Below are 18,696 nucleotides of genomic sequence, written 5' to 3' on the forward strand. Positions count from 1 at the left end.
GTACCTCGTCGAGAAGCCCGCGCTGGGCCGCAAGCACAGCACCGTCCCGGACCGCATCACCGCCGCCCTGAGCCGCGCGGCGCGGCGGAGGCGGGTCCCCGCCCCGGCCGGCGCCGACGCCGTCACCGTCCAGCTCGCCGCGGCCGACGCCCCCACCGAACGGCTGCAGCTCGACGAGATCGACACGGTCCGGCTGCGGCGCCCCGAGTGAGCGCCGCCGGGCGCCCGTCGTGCCACCCGACATTAGCGTGAGGTTCGTCCTGCCGACCGGAAGAAACGGCTAACACTCCGGCGGCCCGGGAACGATGCATCCTGTGATGGCATCCCAGTATTCGGCAGGTGGAACCGCGACCCGTGAGCGGCGGCTGGCGTGGGTCGACGCGGCGAAGGGGATGGCCATCCTCCTCGTCGTCACTCACCACGCGGTAATGTTCCTCGCCGAGTCGGGACAGGCCCCGGACCCGGTCGTCGCGGCGAACTCGGCACTCGCCTCGTTGCGCATGCCGCTGTTCTTCCTCGCCTCCGGCCTCTTCGCCGCGGGCCCGCTCGCCGCGTCGTGGCGCACGCTCCTCCACAAGCGGGTGGCGTTCTTCCTGTACCTGTACCTGCTGTGGACCCTGCTCCGGTGGGCGTTCTTCACCACCGTCCCCGAGGGTGTCGACCCCGACGACTCGGCCCGCCTCGAGGTGCTGCTCTGGGCGCCGCTGCTCCCCGGCCCCAGCCTGTGGTTCCTCTACGCGCTCGCGGTGTTCTCGGTGCTCGGCAAGCTGGTCCGGCGCGTCCCGGTGGCCCTGCAGCTGGGGGCCACGGCCGTCCTGTCCGCGGTGGCGGGGGCCGGGCTGCTCGGCATCGACAGCTTCGCGTGGACGTTCATGGCCCGCTACCTGTTCTTCTTCCTCGTCGGCTGCTACGCCCGCGACCTGATCGAACGCCTCGCCCGGTCGACCACCCCCGTGGCGGTGGTGTTCGCGGCCGCCGCATGCGTGGTGGGCGCCGGGATCGCCGTGGCGCTCGGACTCCGCTCGGTCCCCGGTGTCTCGTTCCTGCTGAACGTCCTGGCGGTGGTGTTCGGGATCCTGTTCGCCGCGCTGATCGTGCGGTTCCGGGTGGGCAGGCCGTTGGTGGCGCTGGGGCAGCAGACCCTGCCCGTGTACCTGATCCACATGGTGTGGCTGGCGCTGGTCATGATCGGCCTGCGCCACGTCGACCTCCCGGTCGCGGTGCAGTACCTCGCCCCGCCGGTGCTGGCCGTCGCACTCACCGCGGTGTCGCTGCTGACCCACCGGCTGCTGGTGAAGGCCGGTGCCACGTGGCTCTTCGCACTGCCGTCGCGCCTGGCCTACCGGCCCGCCCGGTCCGCCGGGGGGCGATCGCCTGCGAACGCCCGGCCGGCGGCCTGATCCGCACCGGGACAGGTGCGCTCACGTCACGGCACGAGTTCGACCCAGCCCCGCACCACGTCGGGCGTCACCTGGTCGGCCAGGTCCGGGTGAGAGGCGCGGACGTGCTGCATCGTCATGTCCGCCACCCGGTCCTCGTCGTCGTCGCGCGCCGAGAACCCGCACTCGCAGCTCACCTGGTTCACGATCTCCTCCTCGCGTTCGCCGGGTCGGTGCCCGTCCGGACCAGGATCCGCCGCCTGCTTGCCGGGACGTGAGGGAAAGGTTGGCGAATCCTTGCCCGCCCGCGGTCGCCCCCGCGTTCAGAGGAGACGGGTGAAGAGCTCCTGGGTGGCGGGGCTCGGGGACACGCCGAGGTCGTCGCGCAGCGTGCTCCGGAGGCGGTCGTACACCCCGAGCGCCGCCGCGTGGTCCCCGCGCCGGGCCAGCGCGCGCATCAGCAGGCAGTAGCCGGTCTCGGAGAGCGGTTGCGCGTCGATCAGGCGGCGGGCGCTGCGCTCGGCGCTGGGTAGCTCGACGCCGCCGAGCTCGAGACAGGCCTCGGCGTAACACGCCAGCGCACGCTCGTGGTCGTGGCGCACCGCGCGGCGCCGCTCCTCGACCCATGGATGGTCGAGGTCCGACAGGAACTGCCGCTGGGTGACGAACAGCGCGCTCAGGCTTTGCGTCCAGGCCCGCCGCCACTGCTTCCGGCCGACCGCGGCCTCGGCCTCGTGCAGCGCGGCGGCCGCGACCGCGGCGTCGATCATCGCGTGCGGCGGGAGCACGATCTGCAGGCTCCCGCGGCCGCGGATCTCGATCGGCGCCAGCGCCGCCCGTGTCTTCGACAGGACGACGGTGAAGCCCGCGGACGCGCCCTGCCCGGGGTCCGCCGGATGCCACAGCAGTGCGATGAGGGTGGCCCGGTCCACCGCGGAGAGGCGGTGCGCCGCGAGGTACGCGACCAGCAGCCGGCCGCGGCGCCCGGGCAGGTCCCGTTCGACGGCCCGGCCGTCCACCTGGACCGCGAACCGGCCGTGCAGCTGGATCCTGGTCACGAGCGGGTGCACCCCCGGGTTCGCACGCGGTGAGGTGCAGGTCGGTGGCCGGACGGCAGCCGTTACGCCCGTGTGTGCACGGTACCGGTCCCGAATGCGGGGTACCCGACCGGCATGGCGGACAGGGAGAGCGCGACCACGGCCCGGGTCGTCGTCGGGATCGACGGCTCGAGCGGCGCCCGGGCGGCCCTGCACTGGGCCGTCCGGCAGGCCGGCACGACGGGCGCGGAGGTGCACGCCGTCGCCGTCTGGCACCGGCCGCCCCAGTTCGGCGCGAACGCGCTGGCCGGGACACCGGAGAAGGACTTCGAGGCCGAGGCTCGGCGCTGGCTCGACGCGGCGCTGTCCGAGCCGGCCGCCCCCGTGCGGACCCACGTCCGGGAGGGCGACCCGAGCGCCGTGCTCCCTCGACCACGCCCGCGGCGCGGAGCTGCTGGTGCTGGGCAACCAGGGTCGCGGGGTGCTCGCCGGTGCCCTGCTCGGCTCGGTGGCCCTGCGCGCCGCGCACAAGGCGTCCTGCCCGGTCGTCCTCGTGCCGGACGTGCCGGAGGGCGAGCGCGTGCCGCCCGGGTGATCCGTCACCCCCGGTCGAGGGCCGCCGGGAGCTCGTCGAGCCGCGTGACCGTGTGCTGCGGCGGACGGAAGTACGGCGGGTAGGGCGCACCGGTGCGGTTGACCCACGCGGTGCCGAGCCCGGCCCGCGCGGCCCCGTCGATGTCCCAGGGGTGCACCGCGACGAGCAGCATGTCGCTGACCGCGGCCCCGCAGGTCTCCGCCGCGTAGCGATACGCCCCTGCTGCCGGCTTCCACACCCCCGCGTCCTCGACCGACAGCAGCCGCTCGAACTCGCCGTCGATCCCCGCCGATCCCAGCAGCCGCTCCGCCGTCGACGTCGGGCCGTTGGTCAGGGTGACCAGCCGCCTGCCCGTCGCCCGCAGCCCACGCACCCCGTCCGGGACGTCCGGGTGCACCGTCAGCTCGGGCAGGCCGGCCAGGACGTGCTCCACGGCGGCGTCGAGGTCCCGGTCCAGCGGCCGCCCGGACAGCACCGACCGCAGTGCGCCGTCGGCGAACACCGCGAACCGCTCCACTCCCCCGGCCGCCGTCAGCGCGAACCCGTCGCGGAGCAGCCCGGCGAACCAGACCTGCGCAAGCTCCGGCGGGGCCCCGACGGCGGCGAACCGGTCCGCCATCGGGGACATGTCCGAGAGCGTCTCGTTGACATCGAACACGATCAGCGACGGGGCCGGACGGGCCGTGGTGGTCTCACTCATGATCGGGGAATGCCCGGTCCCCGGCGGGCTATTCCGCGGCGGCCTCGCGGAGGTACCGGGCGAGCGCGGCCGTCGCGGGGTGCCCGCGGCTGCCCGCCCGCGTGACGAGCGAGACCATGCGGGTCAGCGCAGGCTCGGCGACGGGCCGCAGCTCGACGTCGGCCGACAGCGACGCGGCCGCGAGCCGCGGCAGCAGCGACACCCCGAGCCCCGCCGCGACCAGCGCGACGATGACCGTGTAGTCGTCGCTCGCGTAGTCGATCACGGGTGCGAACCCGGCCAGCCCGCAGGCGCGGTCCAGCACCGTGCGCAGGGCCGTGTCGCTGCGCGGAGCGATCCAGGCCCGGTCGCGCAAAGCGGCGAGCGTCAGCGGTTCGGCGACGGTGGAGCCGGCCGGGAGGACGGCGAGCAGCGGCTCGGTGAGCAGGGGCTCGACGTCGAGACCCGGGTCGGCGAGGCGGGGCAGCAGCGCGTACTCGTACACCAGCGCGAGGTCGAGCCTGCGGGACCGGACCGCCAGCACGGCCTCGTCGGTCTCCTGCTCCTCGAGCACGACCCGCAGATCCGGGTGTTGCGCCCGGCACCGGGCGATCGCGGCGGGCACGAACGCGGCCGCAGCGGTGGGGAACGCGGCGAGGCGCGCCGTGCCCCCGACCGATCGGGCGAGCCCCGCCAGCGCCGCGTCGGCCGCCTCGAGCTCCGCCAGCACCCGCTCCGCGTGCCGGACCAGCACGTGCGCGGCCTCGGTGAGCGCCACCCGCCTGCCCTCGCGCACCAGTAGCGGCATCCGCACCTCGCGTTCGAGCAGTGCGAGCTGCTGCGACACCCCCGACGGGGTGTATCCGCAGGCCTCGGCCGTGGCGGCGATCGTGCCGCGGACCGCGAGCTCCCGCAGCAACCGCAGTCGGCGCGGCTCCAACATGCAGTGATGCTACCGATCCTCGGAAGAAAACTTCACTTGTTCTTGGGGGCGGGGCGGCCGCACGCTGCGGCCGTGACCACCGCCACCCCTCTCCTCGCCCCGCTCGATCCCGACCGGGACGCCCGCATCACCGCATTGCGCGCGGCGATGGCCGTCCGCGGGCTCACCGCGGTCGCGCTGACGAGCCCGGAGAACATCTACTACCTGCTGGGCCTGGACCACCTCGGGTACTTCGCGTTCACCATGCTCGTGCTGCCGGCCGAGGGCGATCCGCTGCTCGTCACGCGCGAGATGGAGCGCGCGACCGTGCTGGCCCAGGTGCCCGGCGCCCGGCACGTCACCTTCGCCGACGGCGAGGACCCGGCGGACGCGGCCGCCCGCGCGCTGGCCCACGCGGTGCCGGACGGCGCGACGGTGGGCGTGGAACGGCACGGCTCGTTCCTGCCGCCCGCCGTCCTGGACGGACTGCGCGCCGCGCTGCCCACCCTGGCCTGGAGGGACTGCTCCGACCTGCTCGCGACGGCACGGGCCGTCCAGTCGGCGACCGAGACGGGGTGGGCGCGCCGCGCCGCGGCGGTGTCCGACGCGGCGATGCAGGCCGGGATCGCGGCCGCCCGGCCGGGAACCGCGGAACGGGACGTGGCCGCGGCGACCTACCACGCGATGATCTCGGCGGGTGGCGAGCCCCCGGGGTTCGTCCCGCTCATCCGCCCGGTGGCCATGCTCGGACAAGAGCACGTCACGTGGGGCGACCGCGCGGTGGCTCCCGGTCAAGGACTGTTCCTGGAGCTGTCGGGCTGTGTGCGGCGCTACCACGCCCCGCTGTGCCGCACCGTCCATCCGGGCTGGGCCCCACCAGCCGCGCAGGAGGCAGCCGCCGCAGCGCTCGCCGGGCTGGCCGCGGCCCGCGCCGCGCTGCGGCCGGGAGTGCGCACCGGCGAGGTCTTCGCCGCCTGGCAGCGCGCCGTGACCGGGCCGGCGGGTCCGCCACCGGTGCGCCACCACTGCGGCTACCTGGTGGGCATCGGCTATCCCCCCAGCTGGGTGGGCGGGCCGGAGGTGCTGGGCATCCGGCCCGGCGGTGACGTCGAGGTGCTCGCCGGGATGGTCTTCCACCTCATGTCGTGGGTGGAGCGGCCGGTCGGGCATGTCGTCTCCGACACCGCGCTGGTGACGGCGGACGGGTGCGAGCTGCTCACCACCGTCCCGCGCGAGCTGACGGTGGTGAGCTGATGCGGATCACCGGCCTGCGCACCACCCCGGTCGCCGTCCCCTTCCGCACCGACGAGATCTGGGCGTTCGGCAGGCGCCGCGGGCAGATCAGCGTCCTGCTGGAGCTGGAGACCGACGAGGGCGTCGTCGGGCTCGGCGAAGCGGCCACGTACCCTTCCGCGGAGATCGTGCTCGCGGTGTCCGAGAGCCTGAGGCCGCTCGTCATCGGGGCCGACCCGCTGCGCATCGAGCAGCTCGTCCGCCGCATCGACGTGGTCGGCACCTGGCACCACGTCGGGGCGAGCAGCCCGGCGATCGCGGCGGTCGAGATGGCCTGCTGGGACATCGCGGGCAAGGTCTGCGGGCAGCCACTCGTGACGCTGTTCGGCGGGCGGTTCCGCGACCGTGTCGAGTTCTTCTACTACGTGGCCCGCGCCGAGCCCGATGACGTCGCCGAGGAGGGCCGCCGCGCCACGAAGGCCGGGTTCTCGACGTGCTACCTCAAGGTCGGCGCCGACGACCCGCGCCGGGACGTCGAGCGGGTCGCCGCGCTGCGCGACGGCGCGGGCCCGGACGCGCTGATCCGGGTGGACGCCAACGAGGCCTGGTCACCGGGCGCCGCCGTCCGCGTGGTGCGGGAGCTGGCCCGGTACGGCCTGGAGTTCGTCGAGCAGCCCGTCTCCGGCCGCAACCTCGACGAGATGGCCTACGTGCGCCGCCGCATCGACGTGCCGCTGCTCGCGAACGAGGCCTCCTGGACCCGGCACGCCCAGCTCGCCGTGATCCGCGCGGGTGCCGCGGACGTCGTCTCCGTGGACAACCAGATGGACGGCGGCCTGGCGAACATGCGCCGGTCCGCGGGGATGTGTGAGACGGCCGGGCTGCCGGTGGTCAAGCACAGCCTGGGCGAGCTCGGGGTCGCCCTGGCCGCGGCCGTCCACGCCCTCGCCGCCATGCCGAACGCGAGGTACGCGAACCAGGCCTACGGTGCCCTGCTCAGCGACGACGTCGTCGCCGACTTCGGTGGCCCGGCGGTCAACTACGCCGACGGGCACCTGACGGTCCCGGCGGGCCCCGGACTGGGCGTCGAGCTGGACCGCGACCGCGTCGAGCGCTACGCGGCCCGCTACCGCGCCGAGGGCGCCGGCTTCGGGTTCCACGACCCGGGCGCCCTGCACTCCTCCGCGGCCCTGCCGAAGTTCTGACGCACGCCGGGGCCCGGCTCACCCGCCGCCGAACAGCCTGCCGAGCTGGTTGATGATCGTGAGGACCGACAGCACCCCGAACAGCAGGAACGACCAGCCCAGGGCGGCCATTCGGCCCGCCCTGATCCGGATCGGACCGGGCAGCACCTTCCGGTTGAGCAACAGGAGCAGCGCCGAGTAGATCACCATCATCGAGCCGCCGACGCACGCGGAGATCACCAGCAGCACGAGCGGCTGGTCGAACCCGGCCAGCAGCACGATGCACCCGATGAGCACCAGACCCCAGACGAGGCCGAAGTAGATCGTGCTCTCCTTCGCCTGTGGCAGGTAGGAGGTCTTGAGCACGTCGGCGGCCAGCCTGCTGGTGTAGTCGACGATGCCCAGCGCCGCCGCGAACAGCGCGAAGGCGCCGATGAACCAGAAGAACGGGCCGAACCAGCTGCCGACGGTGGCGCTCAACTGCTGACCCTCGGCCTGCAGGAAGCTGATGTCGTTCGCCAGCCCGGGCAGCCCGAAGACGGTGGAGTAGGCCAGCAGGGACGTGAAGATGATCGAGATGAACGTGATCAAGACGAACGTGTAGAGCTGTTCGCGGTTGGCGAAGCGCCACCAGGTGCGCCAGCGGCTCAGGTTCTCGTCGTTCATCTCGAAGATGAAGCCGGTGCTCGGGGCCGCCTCCGGCTTCCCCGTGACGGGGCTCGCGATCCGCGGCACGTAGCTGCCCATGCCGAAGCGCTTGTCGCGGATCCAGTTGCTCTGCACGAGGTTCTGCCCGCCGCCGCCACCCGCGAACGCGAGCGCACCGAGCAGCAGCGCGAAGCCGAGCTCCGCCACCGGGATGCCGGCGTTCGTCACGATCTGCGGCACGTCGCTCCACGTGTCGGCGCCGATCGCGAACAGCGCGCCGACGACCAGCAACACGAGCACCGCCGCCACCTTCAGCATCTCCGCGCGCTCGAGCGCCACGTAGACGACCGGGGCGAGCGTCAGGATCAACGCGATCGCGATCAGCATCCCGATGGCGATCCAGCGGGCGTCGCCGCCCCACAGGTAGGTGACGAGGGTGGCCGAGCTGGTGGCCCACCCGGGCCACAGGTTCGCGAAGTAGGTCATGATCGCGAACACGAGGCCCCAGTGCCGCCAGAACCGGCTGAACCCGGTCAGGGCCGTCTCACCGGTGGCGAGGGTGTAGCGCTCGATCTCCATGTTGAGGAAGAACTGGGTCGCGAGGCCCACGAGCGCCGCCCACACGAACACCAGGCCCACCTGGGAGGCGATGTAGGGGTAGAGGATGAACTCCCCCGACGCCAGCCCCACCCCGGCGGCGATCACGCCGGGGCCGATGAGCCGCCACGTGGACTTCGGCGGCTCGGGCAGCGGCCGCACCTCCGGCGCCGGGAGGTGTTTGGTCGGGAACCGGGCGGCGACGGACACGGTGCCGCCCCCGCCCGGGCCACCCCTACCTGTGCCGCCCTCGTCTGCTGTGGCCATCAGGGCACCTCCCGCTCGCCGAACGCTCCGCACCGAACCCTCTGCGCCCCCTCCGGTGCCCCGCGGACGGCCGGCGGCAAACCCGGACAGCCATAGCCGTTATGCATCCGTTGCGTACGCGCAAGGACAGGGGCGAGGTCAGTCCGGATTCCCGGTGACGAGCGGGACGAACGCGACATCCAGAAGGTCCTCGCGGCGGCCCGCGCGGTGGCGTACCAACGACCCCGACCCCTTGTGCCCGACCGGGCAGACCAGCGTCCCGTCGGGGGCGAGCTGCTCGAGCAGGGCGGCCGGGACGTCGTCCTCTGCCATCGCCGTCACGACGATCCCGTCGAACGGGGCGCAGTCGGGCGCACCCGCGGTTCCGTCCCCGGTCCGGACCTCGACGTTGTCGCGGCCCAGTTCCGCGAGGACCACCCGCGCCCGCTCCGCGAGCCCCGGATGGCGTTCGACGGTCACCACGGTCCGGCAGCAGCGCGACAGCACGGCCGCGGCGTAGCCGGACCCGGTCCCGATCTCCAACGCGGTGCCCGCCAGCCCGATGCCCAGCACCTCGATACTGAAGGCGACGATCCACGGCGCCGAGATCGTCTGGTCCGACCCGATCGGCAGCGGCATGTCCGCGTACGCGTCGGCGGCCACGTCCGCCGGGACGAACCGCTCCCGCGGCACCTCGGCCATCGCGGCCAGCACCCGCTCGTCGGTGATCCCCCGGGCGGCGAGGCGCTCCACCATCGCGGCGCGCTCCTCCGCCGCTGACATCGCCCCCGGCATCGCTCACTCCCCTCCGGCTACCCGGTCGCACCACCCTCGCGGGAGGGGGACCCGATGTCGGTGCGGATGAAACGAGCGGGGTCGCTCGCGGCGCGGGCGCCGCTGTCGATCCAGCGCCGGAAGCCGGCGAGGTCACGGCGTTCGAGCTCGTCGAGGTAGCGCTGGCGGATCTGCGCGGTGCCGTCGAGCTCGGTGGCCCCGGCGGCATGCTGCAGTCGCAGATAGCTCACCCGCCACGCCCGGCAGAGGTCGAGCGTGGACATCTCGGCGACGGCGGTGCCGGCCGGGAGCACGGGCGCCGCCGGCGCGGGTGGCGCGGCAGGCGGATCGTGCGGCGGCGGTTCCGCCTCCGGCAGCTCGGCGGTGCCGCGCAGGCCGCGCCAGGCCAGGAACGCGGCCCCGGCGACGACGAGCGTGACGACCGCACCCCCGAAGAGCACGCCGATTCCGCCCAGGACGAAGCAGATTCCGACCGTGCCCGCCCCGGCGACGGCCCCGATGCCCGCGGGCGTGTCGGGGGCCCGGGCGAGCAGGCTGTCGGGCAGGGCGGGCGCCGCCCAGTAGGCGCACAGCCCGACGACCGCCCCGACGCCGAGGACGAACAACACCGCGCTCGACAGCACCAGCATCCCGACGCCGCCGAGCACGATCACGAGGACCACCCCGAGGGTGCGCAGCGCGATCATATGGCTCCCCGAAGACAGAAGCCGACGCACGCCGCGGCGTCGGCCGCTGCTCCCGGATTCCCCCGTCCCGGCCCGGAGCACACCTGGTCGTCGCCCTGTTTCCCCACTTCACACGGGCAGGCCATCACCGGTCGCCCTGGGCGACGGGGTTCACCCGACCGGGCGGGCCGCCGGGCGTGGGCACATCGCCCACCGGCGCGGGCCGGCTGGGCATCGTGCCCATTGTCGGGGCCACCGCCGCTGCCTAGCGTCCCGCGCACCCCAACGCGTCGAGGTGGACGCACCGTCGCGATCCACGCCCACTCGTGCCGCGTCGAGACAAGGAGACACCGATGGCGGCTGACGACCACGACGACTACGCCTTGGCCAGGGTCCCCGCAGCGGCCCGCTACCACTGGTTCTCGGTCGCGATCCAGCGCTTCGGGATGCTCAGCTCGCTCGCGAGCTTCCTGATCGGCGCGACGCTCGGCTTCGGCATGGGCTTCTGGGACGCGGTGCTCGCGATCACCTTCGGCGCGGTGATCCTGGAGGTCGTCACGATCTTCACCGGGATCGCCGGGCAGCGGGAGGGCCTGTCGACGTCGGTGCTGGCCCGGTGGACGGGCTTCGGCACGTCCGGCTCGGCGGTCATCGGCCTGGCCATCAGCGTGAGCGCCATCGGCTGGTTCGGCATCCAGAACGAGGTGTCCGCACAGGGCCTGGCCGCCCTGCTCGGCGTGCTGCCGGTCTGGGGCTGGGCACTGCTGTTCGGCATGGCGGTCACCGCGATCGTGGTGTTCGGCTTCGCGTCGATGGCCTGGACCGCCTACATCACCGTGCCCGCCTTCCTGCTGCTCGCCGGTTGGTCGATCGTGGCCGAGCTGGCCCGCCACGACATCGGCGACCTGCTCACCGCGGAGCCGGCCGGCCCCTCGCTCTCCCTGCTGCAGGGCACGACGATCGTCGCGGGCGGCTTCATCGTCGGCGCCGTGATCACCCCCGACATGTCCCGCTTCAACCGCTCCACCGGCGACGTGATCAAGCAGACCGTCGTGGGCATCACGCTGGGCGAGTACGTGATCGGGCTGATCGGGGTGCTGCTCGCGCTGGCGCTGAAGACGAACGACGTGGTCGCGATCGTCACCTCGACCTCGGGCTTCCTCGGCACGCTGGTGATCGTCGCCGCCACCCTGAAGATCAACGACTGGAACCTCTACGGGGCGTCGCTGGGCATCGTCAACTTCCTGGACCGCGTGTTCGGGCGGCGGGTCAACCGGGCCGCGGTCACCTTCGTCGCGGGCGCCGCGGGCTCGGTGCTCGGCGCCGTCGGCATCCTCGGCGGCTTCACCGGCTTCCTGCAGCTGTTGGGCGTGCTGTTCCCGCCGATCGCCGGGATCATGGTCGCCGAGTACTTCCTGGTGCGCCGGTGGCGGCCCGCGCTCGACGAGGCCAGGGCACACGGGGTGCTGCCGGCGTCGGCCCCGGTGTGGGTGCCGGCCACCCTGGTGATCTGGTTCGTCGCCGCCGTCGTCGGCGGGCTCGTGGCGTGGGGCCTGCCGTCGATCAACTCGCTGGTGGTGGCGTTCGCGCTGTACGTCGGCGCCGGCCGCCTCGGCCTGGTGCGCGGTGTCGGAACGGCGCCCACCCATCCCGTCCCGGCGGACGCGCCGGCCCCGGCCGACGCCGGCCGCTGAACGCCCCCGATCGCAACGAGGAGACCGCAATGCTGAGACTGGGTATCGACGTCGGCGGGACGAACACCGACGCGGTCCTCGTGCGCGACGCGACGGTGCTCGGCGCCACGAAGGCGCTCACCACCGGCGACGTCACCGGGGGCATCGTCACCGCGCTCGCCGACCTGCGCGCGGCCACCGGGTTCGACCCCGGCGAGGTCGCGGCCGTCATGATCGGCACGACGCACTTCATCAACGCGCTGGTCGAGGGGCGGGAGCTCGCGCCCACCGCGGCGATCCGCTTCGGGCTGCCCGCCACCCGGGCGCTGCCGCCGATGGTGGACTGGCCCGACCGCCTGGTGCGGGTGCTCGGTGGCCACACCCACCTGTGCCACGGCGGCCACGAGTACGACGGCCGCGAGATCGCCCCGTTCGACGAGGCCGAGTTCCGGGCCGTGCTCGAGAAGGTGGCAGGTGCCGGTGTCCGCTCGATCGCGCTGTCGTCGGTGTTCTCCCCGGTCAACGCCGAGTTCGAGAGCCGGGCCGCGGAGATCGTCGCCGCGGAGCTGCCGGGCGTGTCCGTCAGCCTCTCCCACGAGATCGGCCGGATGGGCCTGCTCGGCCGGGAGAACGCCACGATCATCAACGCGGCGCTGCGCGAGCTCGCCGAGCGGGTCACGGCCGGGCTGCGGCGCACCGTCGGGGAGGCAGGGATCACCGCGCCGGTGTTCCTCAGCCAGAACGACGGCACGCTGATGGACATCGACTACGCCCGTCGCTACCCGGTGGCCACGTTCGCGTCCGGACCGACGAACTCGATGCGCGGGGCGGCGTTCCTGTCCCGGCAGGAGGCGTGCGCGGTGGTCGATGTCGAGGGCACCACCACCGACGTCGGCATCCTGCAGGCCGGTTTCCCGCGGGAGGCCTCCGCCGACGTCGACGTGGCGGGGATCCTCACCAACTTCCGGATGCCCGACGTGCTCTCGGTCGGCATCGGCGGCGGCAGCCACGTCACCACCGAGGACGGGCAGGTGCGGGTGGGGCCGCAGAGCGTCGGCTACCGCCTCACCGAGCGGGCGGTGGTGTTCGGCGGCGACCAGCTGACCGCCACCGACATCGCCGTGGCCGCGGGGATGGCCGACCTCGGCGACCGCGACCGGGTCGCCGGGCTCGACCGCTCGCTGGTGCGCGCCGCGCTGGACGGCATCACCGAGCGCACCGCCGAGATCGTCGACCGGATGCGGATCTCGGCCGAGCCGATCCCGGTGGTCGCGGTCGGCGGCGGCAGCATCCTGCTGCCCGCCGAGCTGCCCGGGGCATCGGCCGTGCTGCGCCCGGAGCACCACGCGGTCGCGAACGCGATCGGCGCGGCCATCGCGCAGGTCGGCGGCGAGGTCGACCGCGTGTTCTCGATCGAGCCGGGGCGGCGCGACGCCGTGCTCGACGAGGCCCGGCAGGAGGCGGTCGACCGGGCCGTCGCCGCGGGCGCCGACCCCGCGTCCGTCGCGGTGGTCGACATCGAGGAGGTGCCGCTGGCCTACCTGCCCGGCAACGCCACGCGCGTGCGGGTCAAGGCCGTCGGCGAGCTGAGCCTGGGAGGAACCGATGCGTGAGATCACCGCCGAACTGCTGCCCGACATGGCCCGGGGCGCCGCCGTCCTGGGCACGGGCGGCGGGGGCGACCCCTACGTCGGGCGGCTGCTGGCGCAGCAGGCGATCCGCGAGCACGGCCCCGTCACGCTCGTCGACGTCGACGAGGTGCCCGACGACGCGGTCATCGTGCCCACCGCGCTGATGGGCGCGCCGACCGTCATGCTGGAGAAGCTCCCGTCCGGCGACGAGATCAGCCGCGCGCTGCGTGCCGTGGAGGAGCTCATCGGCCGGCCCGCCACGCACACCGTGTCGCTGGAGGCGGGCGGGCTGAACTCGATGACGCCGTTCGTCGTCGCCGCCGAGCAGTCGCTGCCGCTGATCGACGCCGACGGCATGGGCCGGGCGTTCCCGGAGCTGCAGATGCTGCTGCCCACCCTCGCCGGGGTCACCGCCGCGCCCATGGCGATGGCCGACGAGCGCGGCAACACCCTCGCGCTGCGCACCATCGACAACCCGTGGGCCGAGCGGCTGGCCCGCAGCGTCGCGGTGGAGATGGGCTGCACGGCCGCGACCAGCCTCTACGTGCTGACGGGGCGCCAGCTCAAGGACCACATGGTCGCCGGGACGATCACGCTGTGCGAGCGGATCGGCACGGCGATCCGGCGGGCCCGGGAGGAGCACACCGACCCGGTCGCGGCCGCGGCGGACGTGCTCGGCGGCAGGCGCGTCTTCACCGGCAAGGTCGTCGACGTCACCCGCCGCACCGCGGGCGGCTTCGCCCGCGGCGAGGCCCGACTGACCGGCAGCGGCCCCGACACCGGATCGGTGCTGGAGCTGTCGTTCCAGAACGAGCACCTCGTGGCCCGCCGGGACGGCCGGGTCGTGGTGAGCGTCCCGGACCTCATCTGCGTGCTCGACGCCGACACCGGCGAGCCGGTGACCACCGAGACGCTGCGGTACGGGCTGCGGGTGAGCGTGCTCGGTGCGCCGTGCGACCCGCGCTGGCGCACCCCCGCCGGGCTCGCGCTCGCCGGACCGGGCTACTTCGGCTACGACCACGACTACGAGCCGGTCTGACACCGGCCGCGGGGGTGTCATCATCTCCGGCGTGAGCACGCCGCACACGTCCCCGCCGACCCGGCGGTGGGGCGTGGGCGCGACCGACGCCGGCGCGCTCGGCGCCGGCGCGGCGCTGCTCGGGTCCGGCGGCGGCGGGGACGTGCGCGTCGGCGTTCTGGCACTGCGCCACGCGCTGGCCGACCGCGCCACCGTGCCCGTCGTCCCGGCCGCCGCGCTGCCGCCGGACGCCCTCGTCGTGCACGTGGGGCTGGTCGGCTCCCCCGACGTCGTCGCCGAGCGGCCCCCGGACGGCGCCGACTTCGCCCGCGCCGTGCACGCCGTGGCCGCCGCCGTGGGCCGGCCCGCCGCGGCCGTCGGCGTCATCGAGATCGGCGGGCTCAACGCCCTCACCCCGCTGCTCGCCGCGCACGCCACCGGGCTGCCGGTCGTCGACGGCGACGTGATGGGGCGGGCGTTCCCGCTCATCTCCCAAAGCACGCTCGCCGTCGCCGGGGAGCCGATCACGCCGCTGGCCGTCGTCGGCGCGGCGGCGGAGGAGGTGCTCGTCACCGCCCCGGCGCCGGCGGCCGAGCGGCTGCTGCGCGCCACCGTCGCCGCGCTGGGCGGGGCGGCCGCGTTCGCCATCTACCCGGCCACGGCCGCAGCGCTGGTCACCCACGGCGTGTCCGGCTCCCTCGGGCTGTGCCTGCGGCTGGGAGCGCAGCTCGCCGCGCGGCCCGCGGGCCCCGCCGAGCTCGCCCGGCGGATCGGGGCCAGCGTGCTGTGCGAGGGGCGCGTCGACGAGGTCCGGCCCGGCCGCGACCACGTTCTCGGCAGCGCCACCGTCCGCGACCACGCAACCGGCGCCGTCGTTCGACTGGACCTGCTCGACGAGTACCTCGCCCTGACCGTCGACGGCGTGCCGGTCGCCGCCGTCCCGGACGTGCTCGCGGTGGTCGAGCCGGTCACGCTCGCCCCGATCCCACCCGCCCGGCTGCGTCCCGGGCAGCCGCTGGCCGTGCTGCACCTTCCCGCGCTCGCCCGGTGGCCCGCCGCCGCAGCCGCCGTCGTCGGGCCCGCCGCGTTCGGGCTCGACCTCGACCTCGACCTCGCCGGAGCGTGGACGTGAGCGGCCGGCCCGTCCGCGTCGCCGACCTGCTCGCCGACCCGCTGCTCGCGCAGGCGACCACCCTCGCCGGCGCGGCGGGCCTGGACCGCGTAGTGCGCAACGTTGCCTGGTACGGCGGGGAGCTCCCGGGAACCGCCGACGGGCACCTCGTCGTGTGCGACGCCGCGCGGGTCGTCCCCCCGTACCGGCTCGACGCGCTGGTGCGCCGAGCCGAGGCCGCCGGGGTGGCCGGGCTGGTGCTCGCCGCGACCGGAGCACCACCGCTGCTGTCGTCGATCCGGCTCGCCGACCGCCTGCGCATCCCGGTGCTCGCCGCGGGCGAAGTCGACCTCGTCGAGCTGCTGCACCGGCTGACGGTGCGGGTGCGCGCCCCGGAGCTGGTGCGCGCCCGCCTCGTCGAGGAGCTCGTGCGCCGGCTCGCGAACAAGGCCACCGGCCCGGACGTCGTCGCCACCGCGAGCCAGGTGCTCGCCGCCCCGGTGTCGGTGCTCGCCCCGGACGGCGCCGCCGTCGCCGGCGACCCCGTCGCCCTGCCGCCCGGGCTGCGGCTCGACCTCGCCGTCGCCCAGCACGCCGACCTCGCCGCGGGCGGCAGACTGCTCGTCCACCCGGTCGGGGACCAGCGGGCGCACCGGCCCGCCGCCTGGCTGACCTGCGCCCTGCCCGGCGGCGACGACGGCAGGCGGGAGGCCGTGGCGGCCGGGCTCGCCGTCACCGAGCCGTTCGTGCGGGCCTGGCTCACCGGGCAGCGCGCCGCCGCCGACCGCGACACCGCGTTCCAGGCCCACCTGCTCACCGAGATCCTCGCCGGCCGCGCCGCCCTCCGGCGCGACGTCGCCGAAAGCGCGGTGTCGCTGGGCTGGCGGCTCCCGGACTGGCACGTCGGGCTGCACCTGATCGTCGACGGCGCCGGCGCGGACCCGGACCGGTGGACGATCACCGTCCAGCTGCGCGGCACCCTCGGTGAGCACGGGCTGCGCCCGACCGCCGTGATCGACCGCGGCGACGCCTGGTCGGCGTGGCTGAGCCGGGACGCCGAACCGGGCCCCGACGACGGACGCGCCGTCGTGCACGGGGTGCGCCGGGCCCTGGCGGCGCTGCCCCGCGGCTGGGGCGCCGTGGCCGGCATCGGCCGCCCGCACCGGGGCCCGACCGGCCTCGCCGAGACCCTCGCCGAGGCCCGCGACGCGGCCTACCTCGCCCGGTCCCACGAGCACCGGCCGGCCGCCGAGCACGTCGACGAGTTCGGGGTGGCCCGGCTGCTCGCCACCTGGCAGCGCTCGGAGATCCTGCAGGCCTTCGCCGACTCCGCGCTGGCGCCGCTGCGCGACATTGAAGGTGGTCAGCTGCTGGTCACGCTGCGGGCCTACCTGGAGGCGAACGGGTCGATCACCGGCACCGCCCAGCTGCTGGGGCTGCACCGCAACACCGTGACCACCCGGCTGCACCGCCTGCGCGGCCGGCTCGGCGTCGACCTCGACGACGCCAGCCAGCGGCTGGCGCTGCAGATGGCCTGTCGGACGTTGGACCGGCCAGGGACCTGAGCCGCCGGGCCGGGGCATCGTGCACAGCGCGAGCCGGCCGACGGTGCACGTGGCCCGTTCCCGCCGCCCGCCCGGCGCCCTACCGTCGCCGCAACCCTGCGACGACCGGAGGCTCACCGTGCACCTGCGCGTCATCCTGCCCGTGATCGGCAACGCACTCCTCGACTCCGTCCGCGCCGAGGCCGCCGCGTGGGCGGCACCCGGCACCGAGGTCGACGTGGTGTCGCTCGCTCGCGGCCCCGCCAGCATCGAGTCCGAGTACGACGAGGCGCTCGCCGCCCCCGGGATCCTCGACCGGGTCCGCGAGGCCGCGGCCGACGGCGTCGACGGCGTGTTCGTCACCTGCTTCGCCGACCCCGCCGTCCCGGCCGCGCGCGAGATCGTCGACGTGCCGGTCGTCGGCGGGTTCGAACCCGCGGTCCTCACGGCACTGGGCCTCGGCGAGCGGGTCGGCATCGTGACCGTGCGGCCCAACGTGCTGCCGATGCTTCACGGCCTGTTCCGCCGGTACGGGCTCGCCGAGCGCCTCGGCGCCATCCGGGTGGTCGACATCCCCGTGCTCGGCCTCGACGACCACGACGCGCTCGTCGACCGCATCCACGCCCAGGCCGCCGACGCGGTCGCCCGCCGCGAGGCCGACGTGATCGTGTTGGGCTGCACGGGCATGCTCGGTGTGGCCCGCGCGGTGCAGGACCGGCTCGAGAAGGACGGGGCGTACGTACCCGTCGTCGACCCGACCGCGGCCGCCGTCACCTGGCTCGAGCGGGCGGACCGACTCGGCCTGCGTGCCAGCCGCACCACCTACATGCCGCCGCCCGCGAAGGAGCGCGTGGCCTGAGCCGCGTCCGGGCCGGGCACGAACGGTCGACATGCCCGCTCCGGAATTGTTAGGTTCCCGTCGCACGGTCCGGCACACGACGTGACCCGTCCGGGACCCCTGCCAGGAGCTGCCAATGACGTCCGTTCCCGCCACGGCCGGTGCGCCGGTCACCGCCTACGCCAACCTCCCGGTGCTGTGGATCATCGCCCTCGCCGTGTTCGCAGTGATCATTCTGCAGACAGTCATCTACATGCGGGCGGCGCGCAGCGCGGGCCCCGAGATCGGGTTCACCCGCCAGGACCTGCGCATGTCGTTCCGCTCGGGCGCGGTGGCCGCGATCGGTCCGTCGCTCGCCATCGTGATCGTGGCGGTGGCGCTGCTGGCCCTGTTCGGCACGCCCGCCGTGCTCGTGCGGATCGGCCTGGTCGGTTCCGCGGCCACGGAGGCGTCCTCGGCGAGCCTCGCCGCCGGGACGATGGGCGCCGACCTCGGCGGCACCGGGTACACGGCCGAGGTGTTCGCCGTGGCGTTCTTCGCCATGGCGCTCTCCGGCGGGATGTGGATGGTCGCGACGCTCGTGCTCACCCCGCTGCTCAAGCGCGGCGACGCGCGGCTGCGGTCGGTCAACCCGGCGCTGATGGCGATCGTCCCCTCGGCCGCGCTGCTCGGGGCCTTCGCTTCGCTGGGGATCGCCGAGCTGGGCAAGACCTGGGTGCACATCATCACCGTCGTGGTCTCGGCCGTGGCGATGGCAGTCTGCCTCACGCTGGCCAAGGCGCTGCGCCAGGCCTGGCTCCGCGAGTGGGGGCTGGGTTTCTCGATCATCATCGGCCTGGTCGTGGCCTACCTCGCCAGCGGGGCCGCGGGCGCACCCGTTTCCTGAGACCGGAGGACGACC

General features: G+C 74.6%; 18 protein-coding genes and 1 pseudogene. 12 read left to right on the plus strand and 7 right to left on the minus strand.

Annotated elements, in window-relative coordinates:
• Both KME75_RS10960 and KME75_RS10965 read left to right on the plus strand, forming a co-directional pair.
• Window positions 1-211, plus strand: a 211-nt coding sequence (locus KME75_RS10960; protein ID WP_219414491.1) for a hypothetical protein, incomplete at its 5' end; no start/stop codon positions are given.
• A gap of 106 nt (window positions 212-317) precedes the next feature.
• Window positions 318-1,400, plus strand: coding sequence for an acyltransferase family protein (locus KME75_RS10965; RefSeq protein ID WP_219414492.1), 1,083 nt, complete (start codon window positions 318-320; stop codon window positions 1,398-1,400).
• A gap of 26 nt (window positions 1,401-1,426) precedes the next feature.
• Here the strand turns inward: KME75_RS10965 and KME75_RS10970 are convergent, their stop codons facing one another.
• Entirely contained in the window at window positions 1,427-1,585 is a 159-nt protein-coding gene (locus KME75_RS10970) for a hypothetical protein (protein WP_219414493.1), read from the minus strand.
• Between the two features lie 117 nt (window positions 1,586-1,702).
• Window positions 1,703-2,437, minus strand: coding sequence for an AfsR/SARP family transcriptional regulator (locus KME75_RS10975; RefSeq protein ID WP_219414494.1), 735 nt, complete (start codon window positions 2,435-2,437; stop codon window positions 1,703-1,705).
• Between the two features lie 114 nt (window positions 2,438-2,551).
• Between KME75_RS10975 and KME75_RS10980 the strand changes: the two are divergent.
• Window positions 2,552-3,011 (plus strand): annotated as a pseudogene (locus tag KME75_RS10980) (universal stress protein).
• 4 nt (window positions 3,012-3,015) lie between these two features.
• Here KME75_RS10980 and KME75_RS10985 read toward each other — a convergent pair.
• Both KME75_RS10985 and KME75_RS10990 read right to left on the minus strand, forming a co-directional pair.
• Entirely contained in the window at window positions 3,016-3,711 is a 696-nt protein-coding gene (locus KME75_RS10985) for a haloacid dehalogenase type II (RefSeq protein ID WP_219414496.1), read from the minus strand.
• Window positions 3,712-3,739: 28 nt separating this feature from the next.
• A complete protein-coding gene (locus KME75_RS10990; protein WP_219414497.1) occupies window positions 3,740-4,633 on the minus strand; it encodes a LysR family transcriptional regulator in 894 nt (297 codons plus the stop codon).
• 72 nt (window positions 4,634-4,705) lie between these two features.
• On the opposite strand from KME75_RS10990, the gene KME75_RS10995 reads away from it, so the two are divergent.
• Together KME75_RS10995 and KME75_RS11000 are read left to right on the plus strand one after the other, a co-directional pair.
• Entirely contained in the window at window positions 4,706-5,866 is a 1,161-nt protein-coding gene (locus tag KME75_RS10995) for a M24 family metallopeptidase (protein ID WP_219414498.1), read from the plus strand.
• Window positions 5,866-7,050 (plus strand): mandelate racemase/muconate lactonizing enzyme family protein, encoded by a 1,185-nt coding sequence (locus KME75_RS11000; protein ID WP_219414499.1) that lies wholly within the window; start codon window positions 5,866-5,868, stop codon window positions 7,048-7,050. Before KME75_RS10995 ends, KME75_RS11000 begins: the two co-directional genes overlap by 1 nt.
• An 18-nt stretch (window positions 7,051-7,068) precedes the next feature.
• On the opposite strand, the gene KME75_RS11005 is transcribed toward KME75_RS11000, so the two are convergent.
• From KME75_RS11005 to KME75_RS11015, 3 genes are all read right to left on the minus strand, one after another.
• Window positions 7,069-8,541 (minus strand): Nramp family divalent metal transporter, encoded by a 1,473-nt coding sequence (locus tag KME75_RS11005; RefSeq protein WP_219414500.1) that lies wholly within the window; start codon window positions 8,539-8,541, stop codon window positions 7,069-7,071.
• Window positions 8,542-8,679: 138 nt separating this feature from the next.
• The gene (locus KME75_RS11010; protein WP_219414501.1) at window positions 8,680-9,315 is read right to left on the minus strand and encodes a protein-L-isoaspartate(D-aspartate) O-methyltransferase; all 636 of its coding nucleotides are present in this window, start codon (window positions 9,313-9,315) and stop codon (window positions 8,680-8,682) included.
• A 17-nt stretch (window positions 9,316-9,332) separates the two neighbouring features.
• Window positions 9,333-10,001 (minus strand): hypothetical protein, encoded by a 669-nt coding sequence (locus KME75_RS11015; RefSeq protein WP_219414502.1) that lies wholly within the window; start codon window positions 9,999-10,001, stop codon window positions 9,333-9,335.
• 332 nt (window positions 10,002-10,333) lie between these two features.
• On the opposite strand from KME75_RS11015, the gene KME75_RS11020 reads away from it, so the two are divergent.
• From KME75_RS11020 to KME75_RS11050, 7 genes are all read left to right on the plus strand, one after another.
• A complete protein-coding gene (locus tag KME75_RS11020) occupies window positions 10,334-11,674 on the plus strand; it encodes a purine-cytosine permease family protein (protein WP_219414503.1) in 1,341 nt (446 codons plus the stop codon).
• Between the two features lie 29 nt (window positions 11,675-11,703).
• Window positions 11,704-13,266, plus strand: coding sequence for a hydantoinase/oxoprolinase N-terminal domain-containing protein (locus tag KME75_RS11025; protein ID WP_246631871.1), 1,563 nt, complete (start codon window positions 11,704-11,706; stop codon window positions 13,264-13,266).
• Complete coding sequence (locus KME75_RS11030; RefSeq protein WP_219414504.1) at window positions 13,259-14,323, plus strand: S-methyl thiohydantoin desulfurase family protein; 1,065 nt, start codon at window positions 13,259-13,261, stop codon at window positions 14,321-14,323. The genes KME75_RS11025 and KME75_RS11030 overlap by 8 nt, the downstream gene beginning before the upstream one ends.
• A gap of 31 nt (window positions 14,324-14,354) precedes the next feature.
• Window positions 14,355-15,434 carry a DUF917 domain-containing protein gene (locus KME75_RS11035; protein WP_219414505.1) on the plus strand — a complete coding sequence of 360 codons (1,080 nt, stop codon included), beginning with the start codon at window positions 14,355-14,357 and terminating at the stop codon, window positions 15,432-15,434.
• Entirely contained in the window at window positions 15,431-16,978 is a 1,548-nt protein-coding gene (locus KME75_RS45790; protein WP_219414506.1) for a helix-turn-helix domain-containing protein, read from the plus strand. Before KME75_RS11035 ends, KME75_RS45790 begins: the two co-directional genes overlap by 4 nt.
• Before the next feature lie 118 nt (window positions 16,979-17,096).
• The gene (locus tag KME75_RS11045; RefSeq protein WP_219414507.1) at window positions 17,097-17,816 is read left to right on the plus strand and encodes an aspartate/glutamate racemase family protein; all 720 of its coding nucleotides are present in this window, start codon (window positions 17,097-17,099) and stop codon (window positions 17,814-17,816) included.
• A gap of 115 nt (window positions 17,817-17,931) precedes the next feature.
• On the plus strand, window positions 17,932-18,681 hold the full coding sequence (locus tag KME75_RS11050; RefSeq protein ID WP_219414508.1) for a DUF5058 family protein: 750 nt from the start codon (window positions 17,932-17,934) through the stop codon (window positions 18,679-18,681).
• The last annotated feature ends 15 nt before the right edge of the window (window positions 18,682-18,696 follow it).

The organism is Pseudonocardia nigra, from assembly GCF_019396355.1.
Taxonomy (GTDB): Bacteria; Actinomycetota; Actinomycetes; order Mycobacteriales; family Pseudonocardiaceae; genus Pseudonocardia; species Pseudonocardia nigra.